This is a genomic window from Halomonas sp. B23F22_10, assembly GCF_043496975.1.
GTDB lineage: Bacteria > Pseudomonadota > Gammaproteobacteria > Pseudomonadales > Halomonadaceae > Halomonas > Halomonas smyrnensis.
On record NZ_JBIEKF010000001.1, the window covers coordinates 563,840 to 579,171 of the forward strand.

Genomic DNA, 15,332 nt, shown 5'->3' on the forward strand with positions numbered 1-15,332 from the left:
GTCTCCCTGTCGAAGCTGACGTGAGGTTCGTCCACTACTATAAAGGTATAAAAACGAGATGTGTAATGCTATCTGGTTATCTAGTCGATGCGCTCACTTGTGATCGCTCTTGCGCACCAGATAGTCCCCCAGGCTCTGGAAGCCTTGCACCATGACCACCAGGATCACCACGGTGATCAGCATGATGGTGGGGTTGAAGCGGTTGTAGCCGTAGCGGATGCCGAGGTCGCCCAGGCCGCCGCCGCCTACCGCGCCGGCCATGGCGGAGTAGCTGATCAGGGTCACGATGGTCACGGTCAGGGCGGTGAAGATGCCGCCGCGGGCTTCGGGCAGCAGTACCCGGGTGATGATCTGCCAGGGCGTGGCGCCCATGGACTGGGCGGCTTCCACCAGGCCCGGCGGGATCTCGTTCAGCGCGCCTTCGACCAGCCGCGCCACGAACGGAATGGCGGCGATGGTCAGCGGCACCACCGCGGCGTTGGTGCCGATGGAGGAGCCGACCAGGGCGCGGGTGAAGGGAATGATGGCCACCATCAGGATGATGAAGGGCACCGAGCGGCCGACGTTGGTGATGATGCCGAGCACGCCGTTGAGCGCCGGCTGGGCCAGCACCTGGCGGGGCCGGGTGACGTTGAGCAGCACGCCCAGCGGGATGCCCACCGCCGCGGAGATCAGTCCGGAGATTGCCACCATGTAAAGCGTGTCGAGGGTGGCCTCGAGAATCAGTTCAATCATCGCGCTGGACATGGCCGAGCACCTCCACCTTCAGGTCATGGGTTTCCAGGTAGGCGATGGCGCGGCGGGTGTCGTCCGCGTCGCCCATCAGTTCGGCGATCATCAGGCCGAGGGTGCGATCCTGGATCGATTCCACCTTGGCCTGGAGGATGCTGACGTCGACGCCGCATTCGCGGGCCAGTCGCGAGATCAGCGGCGTGGAGACGGCATCGCCGGAGAAGGCCAGTCGTACCACCGGATGCGTCTTGGCGCCGGGCGACTCCTCGAGGCGTTCGACCAGCGTGCGCGGCGGCTCGAGCTCGAGGAAGTCGTTGAGGAAGTCGCGCCCCAGTTGGGTGCCGGGAGCGGTGAAGAAGTCGCCGACGTCGGCTTCCTCGACCAGCTCGCCGCCGGAGATCAGGCTGACGCGATGGCAGATGGTCTTGACCACCTCCATCTCGTGGGTGATCAACAGGATGGTCAGGCCGAGCTTCTGGTTGATGTCCTGCAGCAGCTCCAGGATGGCGCCGGTGGTGTGCGGGTCGAGTGCCGAGGTGGCCTCGTCGCACAGCAGCACCCGCGGGCGGCTGGCCAGCGCCCGGGCGATGGCCACGCGCTGCTTCTGGCCGCCGGAGAGCTGGGCCGGATAGTGGCTGGCCTTGTCGGCCAGGCCGACCAGTTCCAGCAGCGGCGTGACGCGCTCGCGGATCTCGGCCTTCTTCACGCCCATCAGCTCCAGCGGCAGGGCGACGTTGTCGAAGACGGTGCGTGAGGTCAGCAGGTTGAAATGCTGGAAGATCATGCCGATGCGATGGCGCGCCTGGTTGAGCGCATCGCGGGACAGGCCGGTCAGTTCCTGGCCGTCCACCGTGACGGTGCCCGTTGTGGGGCGCTCGAGCAGGTTCACGCAGCGGATCAGGGTCGACTTGCCGGCGCCGGACAGGCCGATCACGCCGTGGATCTGCCCCTGGGGTACGTGCAGGTCAACGGGCTTGAGCGCTTCGACGCCGTCGCGCTTGCCCTTGGTGAAATAGGTCTTGGATACGTTCTGGAGTCGAATCATCTGGGCCACCGGGGTGGCGCCGGGGGCGGGGCGGGCCGTCAGCCGGCGAGCGGTCAAAAAAAAGGCCACCCTGACGGGTGGCCATCAACGCTGGACACACCCTTTTAGCTGCACTTCCTGAGCGCACGGCTCGAGAACCATGCGTCAGCGGCGCCCGCAATCCGGGTCCAAATCGGCGCCGTCAAAATGTGCGCGTATCCTAGGGTTCGAACGGGTGTATGTCAAACCATTTGGTCCAAGTTGGCGTTCTCTGGCCGGGGTGGTGGTGAGAATGCCCAGAAAAACGCCTGAGACAGGAAAAACGTCTGGCGAAAGGGGTGGGTAGGGGGGGCGTTCGGATCCGTGGCCCACCGACGCCGCCATGGACGCCAGGTGCCGCCTTTTCCTACACTGATCGCCTTTTCGCCCGTCCGGGCGGTACGACACGAGAGGAAGAGCAGCACATGTTCACAGGCATCGTGCAGGGCATGGCCGAGGTGGTGGCCATTGAGGAGGCGGAGGCCTTTCGCACCCATGTAGTGCGCCTGCCGGGGGCGCTGGGCGAGGGACTGGAGATCGGTGCGTCGGTGGCGCACAACGGGGTCTGCCTGACCGTCACCGCGATCGACGGCGAGCGCGTCAGCTTCGACCTGATGCGCGAGACGCTGCGCGTCACCAATCTCGGCGAGCTGGCCGTCGGCGACTGGGTCAACGTCGAGCGTGCGGCGCGCTTCGGCGACGAGATCGGCGGCCATGCCATGTCGGGCCACGTCATCGCCACCGCCGAACTGGTGTCGCTCGACGAGGCACCCAACAACCGTCGGCTGTGGTTCGAGCTGCCCGAGACCCTGGGTCGCTTCGTGTTCGACAAGGGCTACATCGGCGTGGACGGGGCCAGCCTGACCATCGGCGAGGCGCGCCCGGCCACCGCCGATCACGGCCCGCGGTTCTGCGTCGATCTGATCCCCGAGACCCTGGCGCGGACCGTGCTCGCCGACCGGGTGCCGGGCGATCACGTCAACATCGAGATCGATCCCCAGACCCAGGCCATCGTCGAGACGGTGGAGCGGGTCATGGCCTCGCGCGGGGCCTGAGGCGTTCAGTGTGCGTTGGCCAGCCCGCTGGCCAGCGCTCCGGCCATCCCTTATACCTCTGAAGGCCGTGCCGCATTGTCGCTAGCGGATGGCGCCTCGATTCCCGGGGCGCCATCCGCTACCATGTGCGGCTTTTCTCGCACCCAGCAGGACGCCACGCGCCGCACAGGACGACTTCTCCATGCAGAAAAGCCTGATCGAACGTCACTTCAAGCTCGCCGAACACGGCACGAACGTGAAGACCGAGATCATCGCCGGGATCACCACCTTCCTGACGATGGCCTACATCATCTTCGTCAACCCGAGCATCCTTTCCGAGTCCGGCATGGACTACGGCGCGGTATTCGTCGCCACCTGCGTGGCCTCCGCGGTGGGCTGTCTCATCATGGGCCTGTGGGCCAACTATCCCATCGCCATGGCGCCCGGCATGGGCCTCAATGCCTTCTTCACCTATGGCGTGGTAATGGGCATGGGCTATGCCTGGGAGACGGCGCTGGGGGCGGTCTTCCTGTCCGGCTTCACCTTCTTCCTGCTCAGCGTGTTCCGCATCCGCGAGTGGATCATCAACGCGATTCCCATGTCGCTGCGCCTGGGGATCGCCGCCGGCATCGGCCTGTTCCTGGCCATGATCGCGCTGAAGAACGCCGGTATCGTGGTCGCCAATCCGGCCACCTACGTGGCGCTGGGCGATCTCTCCGAACCCGCCGCCCTCTATGCGCTGCTCGGCTTCTTCGTGATCACCGCGCTGTCGCATCTGCGCGTCACCGGCGCGGTGATGATCGGCATCCTCGGCGTCACCGTGCTGTCGATGCTGCTCGGCCACAACGAGTTCGGCGGCATCGTCTCCATGCCGCCCTCCGTTGCGCCGACGCTGATGCAGCTCGACGTGGCCGGCGCCTTCGACGTGGCCATGATCAGCGTGGTGTTTGCCTTCCTTTTCGTCGACCTGTTCGACACCTCAGGCACCCTGATCGGCGTCGCCCACCGTGGTGGCCTGCTCGACGAGAACGGCAAGCTGCCGCGCATCGGTCGCGCCATGATGGCCGACAGCGGGGCCTCCATGGCCGGCGCGGCGCTCGGCACCTCGACCACCACCAGCTACATCGAATCCACCGCCGGCATCATCTCCGGCGGGCGTACCGGCCTGACCGCCGTGGTGGTCGGCGTGCTGTTCCTGATCAGCCTGTTCTTCTCGCCGCTGGCCGGCTCCATCCCGGCCTACGCCACCGCCGGGGCGCTGCTCTATGTGGCGGTGCTGATGGCGGGCAGCCTGGCGCACGCCGACTGGGATGACGCCACCGAGGCGGCGCCGGTGCTGATCGCGGCGCTGGCCATGCCGCTGACCTTTTCCATCGCCGAGGGCATCGCCCTGGGCTTCGTCAGCTATGCCGCCATCAAGGCCCTGTCCGGTCGCTTCCGCGATCTGAACCCGGCCGTGGTGGTGCTGGCGCTGGTCTTCAGCGCCAAGCTGCTGTTCCTCGACTGACACCGACCGACGAGAATCGCGATGAGCATCTACGGCGACTACATCAAGTCCGTCATCCGCACCGTCCCCGACTGGCCGCAGCCGGGCGTCAACTTCCGTGACATCACGCCGCTGCTGCAGAACAGCTCGGCCTTCCGCAAGCTGATCGACAGCTTCGTGCACCGCTATCAGGACCTGGAGCTCGACGCCATCGCCGCCATCGATGCCCGCGGCTTCATCGTCGGTGCGCCGCTGGCCTACGAGCTGGGTTGCAGCTTCGTGCCGGTGCGCAAGAAGGGCAAGCTGCCGTTCAAGACCATCAGCGAGACCTACACGCTGGAATACGGTGAGGCCGAGGTCGAACTGCACAGCGACGCCTTCCGCGAGGGCGACCGCATCCTGGTGGTCGACGACCTGATCGCCACCGGCGGCACCATGCTGGCCGCGGCCAAGCTGATCACCCGCAGCGGCGGCCATGTGGTAGAGACGTCCACCATCGTCGACCTCCCGGATCTGGGCGGCGCCGATCGTATCCGCGAGGCCGGCTTCAACGTCTTCGCGGTCTGTTCCTTCACCGAGGACGAGTGACGCCATCATGAGTCATCGCTATCACCAGCACTTCACCGTGTCCTGGGACCAGCTCCACCGGGACGTGCGCGAGCTTTGCCATCGACTGGTCGAACGCGACTTTCAAGGCATCGTCGCCATCACCCGCGGCGGCCTGATTCCAGCGGCGCTGATCGCCCGCGAGCTCAACGTGCGATTGATCGACACCATCTGCATCAAGAGCTACGAGGGTCAGGACCAGGGAGCGCTCGAGGTGATGAAGGGCGTCGACCACGACGGCGACGGCTGGCTGCTGGTGGACGATCTCGTCGATACCGGCAAGACCGCGCGCAAGGTGCGCGAGCTGCTGCCCAAGGCACACTTCGTCACCGTCTACGCCAAGCCGGAGGGCCGCCCGCTGGTCGACCAGTACCTCACCGAGGTGGGCCAGGACTGCTGGATCCAGTTCCCCTGGGACATGGGGGTGACCTATGTCGAACCCCTGGCCGATCGGGTCAAGCGCTGACCATGAATGGCCCGCTACCCGACAGCTGGCAGCGCTGGCTCGGCGACGAGTTCGCCGCGCCCTACATGCAGGCGCTGCGTGATTTCCTGGCGGCCGAAAAGGCCGCCCACAAGGTCATCTACCCGCACTCCTCGCACTGGTTCCGCGCCTTCGAGCTGACCCCGCTGGATCGGGTCAAGGTGGTGATCCTGGGGCAGGACCCGTACCACGGTCCGGGCCAGGCCCACGGCCTGTGCTTTTCGGTGCGCCCCGGCGTGCGCATTCCGCCGTCGCTGGTCAACGTCTACAAGGAGCTGGCCGCCGACGTCGGCTTCGAGCCCGTCGACCACGGCAATCTGGAGCACTGGGCGCGCCAGGGCGTGCTGCTGCTCAACACCTCGCTGACGGTGGAGCAGGGCAACGCCGGCTCCCACCGCGGCAAGGGCTGGGAGACGTTCACCGACCGCGCCATCGCCACGGTCAACGAACAGGCCGGCCCCACGGTGTTCCTGCTGTGGGGCAGCCACGCCCGCCAGAAGAAGGCGCTGATCGACACCTCGCGCCACCTGGTGCTGGAGTCGCCGCACCCGTCCCCGCTGTCGGCGCACCGCGGCTTCTTCGGCAATCACCACTTCTCGCGTGCCAACGCCTTCCTGGCCGAGCACGGCCGCGAGCCGATCGACTGGCAGCTGCCGGCCGCGGCGGAGTGAAGCCGTACCGTTTCCGGGGGGGAGGCATTGCCCGGAAACGGCCTTTCCCCACGATGTTGTCGCCCTGTATCGCGCCTTTTCCTCGACGATCGTGACTTTACGGGCGCGGTTCAACGGCCGCCTTAACCTCGAGGCGGCTTGCGGGTAGAATGGCGCGCGATTTGCGCACGCCCCGCGTGCGTCTAAGCTTGCCGACGAATCCCCACGCCCCGAAGAGGTCCGCCCCATGAGTGTTCACGCCATCCAGCATCCCCTGGTCCAGCACAAGCTGGGACTGATGCGCGAAGCCGGTATCAGCACCAAGAGTTTCCGTGAACTGGCCGGTGAGGTGGCCAAGCTGCTGACCTACGAGGCGACCCAGGATCTCGAGCTGGAGATCCAGGAGATCGACGGCTGGAGCGGCAACAAGATTCCCGTTCAGCAGCTCAAGGGCAAGAAGACCACCATCGTGCCGATCCTGCGTGCCGGCCTCGGCATGCTCGACGGCGTCACCGACCTGATTCCCAGCGCGCGGATCAGCGTGGTCGGCCTCTACCGCGACGAGGAGACCCTCGAGCCGGTGCCGTACTTCTCGAAGTTCGCCGGCGAGCTGGACGAGCGCATGGCCATTGTCATCGATCCGATGCTGGCCACCGGCGGCACCATGGTCGCCACCCTGGACATGCTGCGCGAGCGCGGCTGCCAGCACATGAAGGTGATCGTGCTGGTGGCGTCGCCCGAGGGCATCGAGCGCGTCCAGGCGTCCTACCCGGACATCGAGATCTACACCGCCTCGGTGGACGAGCGCCTGGACGAGCACGGCTACATCGTCCCCGGACTGGGGGATGCCGGGGACAAGATCTTCGGCACCCGCTGATTGTTGGCCGGCACCTGGCTGCGCTCGACCATACGGCGTTAAGAAGCGACTCACTATGCTCATTTACTTCAGTAAACTCCGCTCTTTCCTCGCTTCTTGCCTTGTCTGGTCGTCGCTCGCCGTGGTGCCCGCTCAACAATAGACTCTTTGCTTCAACGCCCCTGATCAGGGGCGTTTTTCTGCCAGGCTCTTACGGAGACTTCGGATGACGGAAAGTACCGCTTCCTCGACCGCCCCGACGGCCGAATCCCCCCTGCGTACACTGATCGTCGGCGCCCAGATGCTGTTCGTGGCCTTCGGCTCGCTGGTGTTGGTGCCGCTGCTCACCGGTCTCGATCCCAACGTGGCGCTGTTCACCGCCGGCATCGGCACCCTGGTGTTCCACGCCGTGACCCGCAACAGCGTGCCGGTGTTCCTGGCCTCGTCGTTCGCTTTCATCGCGCCGATCCAGGGCTCGGTGGCGAGCTTCGGCGTCTCCGCGACCCTCGGCGGGCTGCTGGCCGCCGGCGTGGTCTACATCGTGATCTCGCAGATCGTGCGCCTCAAGGGCACCGTCTGGCTGCACCACCTGCTGCCGCCGGTGGTGGTGGGTCCGGTGATCATGGTGATCGGCCTGGCCCTGGCGCCGGTCGCGGTGGACATGGCCACCGGCGGCACCACCGACGCCATCGGCTACGGCCGGGCGATGGTGCTGTCCATGGCCAGCCTGCTGGTGACCCTGGTGCTGGCGGTGTTCGGCCGCGGCCTGATTCGCCTGATCCCGATCCTCGGCGGCATCGTCACCGGCTATCTGCTGGCCGCACTGATGGGCGTGGTCGACTACACCCCGGTGCGCGAGGCGGCCTGGCTGGCGATGCCCGAGTTCGTGGCGCCGAGCTTCCACTGGGCGGCGGTGCTGTTCATGATCCCGGTGGCCATCGCCCCGGCGGTCGAGCATATCGGCGACATGATCGCCATCGGCTCGGTGACGCGCCGCAACTACCTGGACAAGCCCGGCCTGCACCGCACCCTGCTGGGCGACGGCCTGGCGACCTGCACGGCCTCGCTGTTCGGCGGCCCGCCCAACACCACCTATTCCGAGGTCACCGGCGCCGTGACCCTGACCCGCGCCTTCAACCCACGGATCATGGTGGTCACCGCGGTGATCGCCGTGCTGCTGTCGTTCCTCGGCAAGCTCGGCGCCGTGCTGCAGACCATTCCCGGCCCGGTGATGGGCGGCATCATGACGCTGCTGTTCGGTTCCATCGCGGTGGTCGGCATGAATACCTTGGTCCGCGCCGGCAAGCCGCTGACCGCGCCGCGCAACCTGGTGGTAGTGTCGCTGATCCTGGTCTTCGGCATCGGCGGCATGCAGCTCGGCGGCGGCCAGTTCACCCTTCAGGGCGTCGGCCTCGCCGCGCTGGTGGGTATCCTGCTCAACGCCATCCTGCCGCGCGCCGAAGAGGAATAGGGCCTCGCCGCCGGCGCTGTCGAATGGCCGACAGTGCCGGCGGCCGGTCTCGCTTTCCGCCTTCCTGTTGCCTCCCTTCATCTCCCTTGGTCTGGCTTGGCAAGGGTGCTCCTCAGGTCTACATTTTAATAAAATGTAGATATTCATCGGAGCGCCCTCATGAGCCAGATCACTCCCATGACCTGGGACGACCCCTTCCGCCTCATCGATCAGCTGGACGGCGACGAGCGACTGGTCCAGCAGACCGCCCACGACTACTGCCAGGAGCAGCTGCTGCCCCGGGTGCGCGAGGCCAACCGCCTGGAGCGCTTCGATCGCGAGATCATGACCGAGATGGGCGAGCTCGGCCTGCTCGGGGCGACCCTCGACGGCTACGGCTGCGCCGGGATGAACTATGTCAGCTATGGGCTGATCGCCCGCGAGGTCGAGCGGGTCGACTCCGGCTATCGCAGCGCCATGAGCGTGCAGTCGAGCCTGGTCATGTACCCGATTCACGCCTTCGGCAGCGAGGCCCAGAAGGATCGCTACCTGCCGAAGCTCGCCAGCGGCGAGTGGGTCGGTGCCTTCGGTCTCACCGAACCGGATCACGGCTCCGATCCCGGCGCCATGTCGACCCGTGCCCGGCGCACCGAGGGCGGCTGGCGGCTCAACGGCACCAAGACCTGGATCACCAACGCGCCGATCGCCGACGTCTTCGTGGTCTGGGCCCGGGACGAGGAGGACACGATCCGTGGCTTCGTGCTGGAGCGGGGCATGGCGGGACTCTCGGCCCCCAGGATCGATGGCAAGTTCAGCCTGCGCGCCTCGACCACCGGTCAGATCGTGATGCAGGACGTGGAGGTCTCGGACGACGCCTGCCTGCCCGGCGTCACCGGCCTCAAGGGGCCCTTCTCGTGCCTCAATCGCGCCCGCTTCGGCATCGCCTGGGGCAGCATGGGCGCCGCCGAGGCCTGCTGGCACGCCGCCCGCCAGTACACGCTGGACCGCCGGCAGTTCGGCCGCCCGCTGGCCGCCAATCAGCTGATCCAGAAGAAGCTTGCCGACATGCAGACCGAGATCGCGCTGGGGCTGCAGGCCGCGCTGCGGGTGGGGCGGATGATCGACGACGGCCAGCTGGTGCCCGAGACCATCTCGCTGATCAAGCGCAACAACTGCGGCAAGGCCCTGGACATCGCCCGTCAGTCGCGGGACATGCACGGCGGCAACGGCATCAGCGACGAGTATCCGGTGATCCGCCACGTCATGAATCTCGAGGCGGTCAACACCTACGAGGGCACCCACGATATCCATGCGCTGATACTCGGGCGGGCGCAGACCGGCATTCAGGCCTTCACCGGCTAATACAGGACTCCTCGATGGCTTGACGCCGGAGCAGCTTCGAGAGGAGGGAGGACGCAATGAGCGGACCGCTGGACGGCGTGGTGGTGCTGGATCTGTCCCGGGTGCTGGCCGGGCCCTGGGCGGGGCAGCTGCTGGCCGACCTGGGCGCCCGGGTGATCAAGATCGAGCATCCCGTGCGCGGTGACGATACCCGCGGCTGGGGACCGCCCTGGCTGGAAGGCGAAGAGAAGGGTAAGGAAGGCCGCGAGGAGAGCGCCGAGCGTCTGGCCGCCTATTACCTCTGCGCCAATCGCGGCAAGCAGTCGCTGGCCGTGGATATCGCCACCGAGGCGGGCCAGGCGCTGGTGCGTCGGCTCGCCGCCGGCGCCGACGTGCTGCTGGAGAACTTCAAGGTCGGCGGCCTGGCCCGTTATGGCCTCGACCATCAGAGCCTGAAGGCGGTGAATCCGGGCCTGATCGGCTGCTCGATCACCGGCTTCGGCCAGGACGGCCCCTACGCCCACCGCGCCGGCTACGACTTCATGATCCAGGCCCTGGGCGGGCTGATGAGCCTGACCGGCGAGCCCGATGGCATGCCGATGAAGACCGGGGTCGCGATCACCGATGTGATGACCGGGCTCTACGCCGCGGTCGGCGTGCTGGCGGCCCTCCATGAGCGACAGCGGGGCGAGGAGGGCGAACAGGGCGAGGCGAGGACCGAGGGGCGTCATATCGATGTGGCGCTGCTCGACGTCCAGCTGGCGACCCTGGCCAACCAGGCGCTCAACGCCTGGGTGACGGGTGAGAGCCCCGCCCGCCACGGCAACGCCCACCCCAACATCGTGCCCTACCAGGCCTTCGCCTGCGCCGACGGCTACCTGGTGCTGACGGTGGGCAACGACGCCCAGTTCGCACGCCTGGCCGAGCTGCTCGGGCAGGCGGAATGGGCCGACGATCCCGCCTTCGCCACCAATGCCGCTCGGGTCGCGCACCGCGAGACGCTGGTGCCGTGGATCGCCGAGGCGTTGCTGACCCGGCGGCGCGATGCCTGGCTGGCCGATCTCGAGGCCCTCGGCATTCCCGCCGGGCCGATCAATACCCTGACCGAGGCCTTCGACGATCCTCAGGTGCGCCATCGCGGCCTGTGCCGCACCCTGGCGCTCGCCGATGGGCGGTCGGTACCGCAGATGGCCAACCCGCTGCGCTTCGACGGCGAGAGTGCCACCTCCAATGGCGCGCCGCCGAGCCTCGGCCAGGACAGCGACGCCGTGCTCGCCGAGCTGGGCCTGGACGCCGAGGCGATCGCGCGGCTGCGGCGTCTGAATATCGTGCGCTGAAGCGTCCGTGACCTCCAGCCCGGTGTTCCCTGAGACCAGTTCAGCGTGGCGAGAAGCGTCGGTTGATGCCGGTCTCGGCGATCATCCGGGTCGAGATCTCCTCCACCGAGAAGCGCGTGGTATCGATGTAGGGGATGTGCATGCGACGATACAGTGCCTCGGCCTCGGCCACCTCCTGCACGCACTGGTCCATGGAGCTGTAGCGGCTGTTGGGGCGCCGTTCGTGGCGGATCGCCGCCAGCCGGCGCGGGTCGATGGTCAGCCCGAACAGCTTGTGGCGATGCTTGGCCAGCACCGGCGGCAGCTTGAGGCTGCCGTTCTCGTCCTGGTCGTCCTCGGTCAGCGGGTAGTTGGCCGCACGGACGCCGAACTGCAGTGCCAGGTACAGCGAGCTCGGCGTCTTGCCGCATCGCGACACCCCGACCAGGATGATGTCCGCCTGGTCGTACTGATGGGTGCGGGCGCCGTCGTCGTTGTCCAGCGCGAAGTGCACCGAATGGATGCGATCCATGTAGACGTCGTCGCTGCCGATGGCGTGGGTGCGGCCCACGCTGTAGGAGGAGTGGGTGGCCAGCTCCTGCTCCAGGGGCTTGAGGAAGGTCGAGAAGATGTCGACCGTGAAGCCCGGCGCGGTGCGAATCACGTCGCGCACGTCCTGGTCGACGATGGTGTCGATGATGATCGGGGTGTTCCCGTCCTTGACCGCGGTGGCCTGGATCACCTCGACCAGGCGCTTGGCCTTGTCGACGCTGTCGATGTAGGGCTTGGTCAGCATGCGCATCTCGACGTTCTCGAACTGCGCCAGCAGGCTGCGACCCAGGCTCTCGGCGGTGATGCCGGTGCCATCGGAAATGAAGAAGGCGGTGCGTGTCATGGGGCTCGCTCGGGCGGGAGAAGGAATGGCCTCATTGTCGAGTCTCGCGCGGGGCCAGACAAGCCGACTACAGGAAATGCCCGGATCGGCGAATTGTTGTAAAAAACCTTCAGTGACTTAGCTGTTAGACCAATGGCGAATATGGCAGGCCGTTGATAGAGTCGCTCGCATCCACTCATGACGGTGCGTCATGCACTTTCCGGTGTCGGTTTCCAATCCTAAGGGGGTTTCGTGGACGATTACATTCAGTGGTTCGAGAAGCTGGGCATGAACGACGTCGAGCGCGTCGGCGGCAAGAACGCCTCGCTCGGCGAGATGATCTCCAACCTGGCCGAGGCCGGTGTCACCGTGCCCGGCGGCTTCGCCACCACCGCCCACGCCTACCGCGAGTTCCTGTCCCACGAAGGCCTCAACGAGCGCATCAACGAGGCGCTGTCCACGCTGGACGTCGATGACGTCGCCGAGCTGGCCCGCGTCGGCGCCCAGATCCGCCAGTGGGTGATCGACACCCCGCTGCCGCCGACCTTCGAGGCCGCCCTGCGCGAGAGCTACGAGAAGCTCGCCGCCATGCATCCGAACCTCAAGGTCGCGGTACGCAGCTCCGCCACCGCCGAGGACCTGCCGGACGCGTCCTTCGCCGGCCAGCAGGAGACCTTCCTCAACATCGAAGGCTTCGACAACATCAAGCGGGCCGTGCACGAGGTGTTCGCCTCGCTGTTCAACGACCGCGCCATCTCCTACCGCGTGCACCGCGGCTACGCCCACGAGAACGTGGCGCTGTCCGCCGGCATCCAGAAGATGGTGCGCTCCGAGACCGGCGCCTCCGGTGTGATGTTCACCCTGGACACCGAGTCCGGCTACCGCGATGCGGTCTTCGTCACCGCCTCCTGGGGCCTGGGCGAGACCGTGGTCCAGGGGGCGGTGAACCCCGACGAGTTCTACGTCCACAAGTCGACCCTGGCCGCCGGCCGCCCGGCCGTGCTGCGTCGCAACCTGGGCTCCAAGCTGATCAAGATGGTCTACACCGAGGATGCCAGCGCCGGCAAGTCGGTCGAGACCGTGGACGTGCCGCTGGCCGACCGCGCGCGCTTCTGCGTCGACGACGAACAGGTCATGGCCCTGGCCCGCCAGGCGGTGATCATCGAGCAGCACTACGGCCGCCCGATGGACATCGAGTGGGCGATGGACGGCGACGACGGCAAACTCTACATCGTCCAGGCGCGTCCCGAGACCGTGGTCTCCCAGCAGGAGGGCGGCAAGCTCGAGCGCTTCCAGCTCAAGGAAAAGGGCCGCACCCTGGTGACCGGCCGGGCCATCGGCCAACGCATCGGCAGCGGCGCGGTCAAGGTCGTCGAGACCCCCGAGGACATGGACAAGATCCATGCCGGCGACGTGCTGGTCACCGACATGACCGACCCCGACTGGGAGCCGGTGATGAAGCGGGCCTCCGCCATCGTCACCAACCGTGGCGGTCGTACCTGCCACGCGGCGATCATTGCCCGTGAGCTGGGCATCCCGGCCGTGGTCGGCTGCGGCGACGCCACCGAGGTGCTGGAAGACGGCCGCGATGTCACCGTGTCCTGCGCCGAGGGCGATACCGGCCACGTCTACGACGGCCTGCTGGCCTTCGATCGCAACGTCACCAGCGTCGATGCGATGCCGGACATCCCGTTCAAGATCATGATGAACGTTGGCAACCCGGACCGCGCCTTCAGCTTCGCCAGCCTGCCCAACGCCGGCGTCGGCCTGGCGCGCCTGGAGTTCATCATCAACCGCATGATCGGCGTGCACCCCAAGGCACTGCTCGACTACGAAACCCTGTCGCCGGATCTGCAGCAGACCATCGACCTGCGCACCGCCGGCTACGACGATCCGGTCAGCTTCTACGTCGACAAGCTGGTCGAAGGCGTCTCCACTCTGGCGGCATCCTTCTACCCGCAGCGGGTCATCGTGCGCCTGTCGGACTTCAAGTCCAACGAGTACGAGAACCTGATCGGCGGCAAACTCTACGAGCCGGGCGAAGAAAACCCGATGCTGGGCTTCCGCGGCGCCTCGCGCTACCTCTCCGAGGACTTCCAGGCCTGCTTCGAGCTGGAGTGCCGGGCGATCAAGCGCGTGCGCGACGAGATGGGCCTCGACAATGTCGAGATCATGGTGCCCTTCGTTCGCACCACCGAGGAAGCGAGTGGCGTCATCGACCTGCTGGCCGCCAACGGCCTGAAGCGTGGCGACAACGGCCTCAAGGTCATCATGATGTGCGAGTTGCCGGCCAATGCGCTGCTGGCCGACGAGTTCCTCGAGTACTTCGACGGTTTCTCCATCGGCTCCAACGACCTGACCCAGCTGACCTTGGGTCTCGACCGCGACTCCGGCATCGTCGCCGGGCTGTTCGAGGAGCGTAACCCGGCGGTCAAGAAGCTGCTGTCCATGGCTATCCAGGCCTGCAAGGCCCAGGGCAAGTACGTCGGCATCTGCGGCCAGGGCCCGTCCGACCACCCGGACCTCGCCAAGTGGCTGATGGAGCAGGGCATCGACTCCGTATCCCTGAACCCGGACGCGGTACTGGAGACCTGGTTCATGCTGGCCGGCGAAACGCTGGGCTGATCGTCCCGCGATCGCGACCGTGAACGACACGACACCCGGGCCTCGGCCCGGGTGTCGTCGTTTCTGCACGCCCCTTGCACGCTTGGCGGGGCGAGAGGGGTTAGACTGCGGGCATCATTCAGGCAAAAGGAGGATGCCCGTCATGGCCTCACAGAAGCGTCGATTCCATCGCCTGGCGCCGGCCGGCGCCCTGATCCTCGGCCTCTTGGCGCTGCCGGCGCTGGCCAATCCCGGCAACGGTAACGGGCCGCCGGAGCATGCCAAGGGGGGGCAGGGCGGCCAGGGTCAGTCCGAGCGGCTGCGCGATAACGCTCACGGTCGCGAGCGTACGGAGCGCCGCGAGGAACGCCATGAAGACCGTTATGACGAGCGTCACGAGGAGCGCGGCTTCGATGGTCGGGATCGCGACCGCGATGGCCGCGACGCCCCACGCCTCGAGGAAGCGCTGATCCGCGATATCTTCCACGGTCATCGCGACCGCTATGCCCATCAGGACCGCGCCTCGATTCCCCCCGGCGTGCGCCAGAATCTGGCCCGCGGCAAGCCCATGCCCCCGGGCATCGCCAAGCGGTTCGATGACGACATCCGCCGCGACCTGCCGCACTACGATGGCTATGAATGGCGCCGCGTCGGCACCGATGCCGTGCTGGTCGACATCACCAACGACATCATCCATGACGTGATCCGCGACGTGCTCGACTGATCCGCATCGAGCCGCCTTCGCGGGGATCCACCATGCTGTTTCCGACGACGACGGAGACGGACCATGGTGGATCCCCTCGAGGTGGAGGCGGTGTTCCGGTGCCGCCCGAGCG

General features: G+C 66.8%; 14 protein-coding genes. 11 read left to right on the top strand and 3 right to left on the bottom strand.

Features of this window, described 5'->3' with window-relative positions; all coding sequences use genetic code 11:
• Positions 1-93: 93 nt before the first annotated feature.
• Positions 94-747: a methionine ABC transporter permease gene (locus ACGTNF_RS02530; RefSeq protein WP_016854696.1), complete on the bottom strand. Its 654-nt coding sequence runs from the start codon at positions 745-747 to the stop codon at positions 94-96.
• Positions 728-1,777, bottom strand: a complete 1,050-nt coding sequence (locus ACGTNF_RS02535; RefSeq protein ID WP_026068396.1) for a methionine ABC transporter ATP-binding protein — start codon at positions 1,775-1,777, stop codon at positions 728-730. Before ACGTNF_RS02535 ends, ACGTNF_RS02530 begins: the two co-directional genes overlap by 20 nt.
• A gap of 443 nt (positions 1,778-2,220) precedes the next feature.
• Between ACGTNF_RS02535 and ACGTNF_RS02540 the strand changes: the two genes are divergently transcribed.
• The 9 genes from ACGTNF_RS02540 (at position 2,221) to ACGTNF_RS02580 (ending at position 11,039) form a co-directional block, all read left to right on the top strand.
• Positions 2,221-2,850: a riboflavin synthase subunit alpha gene (locus ACGTNF_RS02540; RefSeq protein WP_394600308.1), complete on the top strand. Its 630-nt coding sequence runs from the start codon at positions 2,221-2,223 to the stop codon at positions 2,848-2,850.
• 181 nt (positions 2,851-3,031) lie between these two features.
• Complete coding sequence (locus tag ACGTNF_RS02545; protein ID WP_016854699.1) at positions 3,032-4,336, top strand: NCS2 family permease; 1,305 nt, start codon at positions 3,032-3,034, stop codon at positions 4,334-4,336.
• 21 nt (positions 4,337-4,357) lie between these two features.
• A complete protein-coding gene (locus tag ACGTNF_RS02550; protein WP_016854700.1) occupies positions 4,358-4,903 on the top strand; it encodes an adenine phosphoribosyltransferase in 546 nt (181 codons plus the stop codon).
• A 4-nt stretch (positions 4,904-4,907) separates the two neighbouring features.
• Complete coding sequence (gene gpt, locus ACGTNF_RS02555) at positions 4,908-5,387, top strand: xanthine phosphoribosyltransferase (RefSeq protein ID WP_026068398.1); 480 nt, start codon at positions 4,908-4,910, stop codon at positions 5,385-5,387.
• 2 nt (positions 5,388-5,389) lie between these two features.
• Positions 5,390-6,076 (top strand): uracil-DNA glycosylase, encoded by a 687-nt coding sequence (gene ung / locus ACGTNF_RS02560; RefSeq protein ID WP_394600309.1) that lies wholly within the window; start codon positions 5,390-5,392, stop codon positions 6,074-6,076.
• A 226-nt stretch (positions 6,077-6,302) separates the two neighbouring features.
• Complete coding sequence (gene upp, locus ACGTNF_RS02565; RefSeq protein ID WP_016854703.1) at positions 6,303-6,932, top strand: uracil phosphoribosyltransferase; 630 nt, start codon at positions 6,303-6,305, stop codon at positions 6,930-6,932.
• 205 nt (positions 6,933-7,137) lie between these two features.
• On the top strand, positions 7,138-8,382 hold the full coding sequence (locus ACGTNF_RS02570; RefSeq protein WP_394600310.1) for a uracil-xanthine permease family protein: 1,245 nt from the start codon (positions 7,138-7,140) through the stop codon (positions 8,380-8,382).
• A gap of 159 nt (positions 8,383-8,541) precedes the next feature.
• Positions 8,542-9,723: an acyl-CoA dehydrogenase gene (locus tag ACGTNF_RS02575; RefSeq protein ID WP_394600311.1), complete on the top strand. Its 1,182-nt coding sequence runs from the start codon at positions 8,542-8,544 to the stop codon at positions 9,721-9,723.
• Positions 9,724-9,779: 56 nt separating this feature from the next.
• Entirely contained in the window at positions 9,780-11,039 is a 1,260-nt protein-coding gene (locus ACGTNF_RS02580) for a CaiB/BaiF CoA transferase family protein (RefSeq protein ID WP_394600312.1), read from the top strand.
• 40 nt (positions 11,040-11,079) lie between these two features.
• Here the strand turns inward: ACGTNF_RS02580 and ppsR are convergent, their stop codons facing one another.
• Positions 11,080-11,913, bottom strand: coding sequence for a posphoenolpyruvate synthetase regulatory kinase/phosphorylase PpsR (gene ppsR, locus ACGTNF_RS02585; RefSeq protein WP_394600313.1), 834 nt, complete (start codon positions 11,911-11,913; stop codon positions 11,080-11,082).
• Between the two features lie 231 nt (positions 11,914-12,144).
• Between ppsR and ppsA the strand changes: the two genes are divergently transcribed.
• Positions 12,145-14,517 carry a phosphoenolpyruvate synthase gene (gene ppsA / locus ACGTNF_RS02590; RefSeq protein ID WP_394600314.1) on the top strand — a complete coding sequence of 791 codons (2,373 nt, stop codon included), beginning with the start codon at positions 12,145-12,147 and terminating at the stop codon, positions 14,515-14,517.
• Between the two features lie 142 nt (positions 14,518-14,659).
• Positions 14,660-15,220 carry an anti-virulence regulator CigR family protein gene (locus ACGTNF_RS02595; RefSeq protein WP_394600315.1) on the top strand — a complete coding sequence of 187 codons (561 nt, stop codon included), beginning with the start codon at positions 14,660-14,662 and terminating at the stop codon, positions 15,218-15,220.
• Positions 15,221-15,332 lie beyond the last annotated feature (112 nt).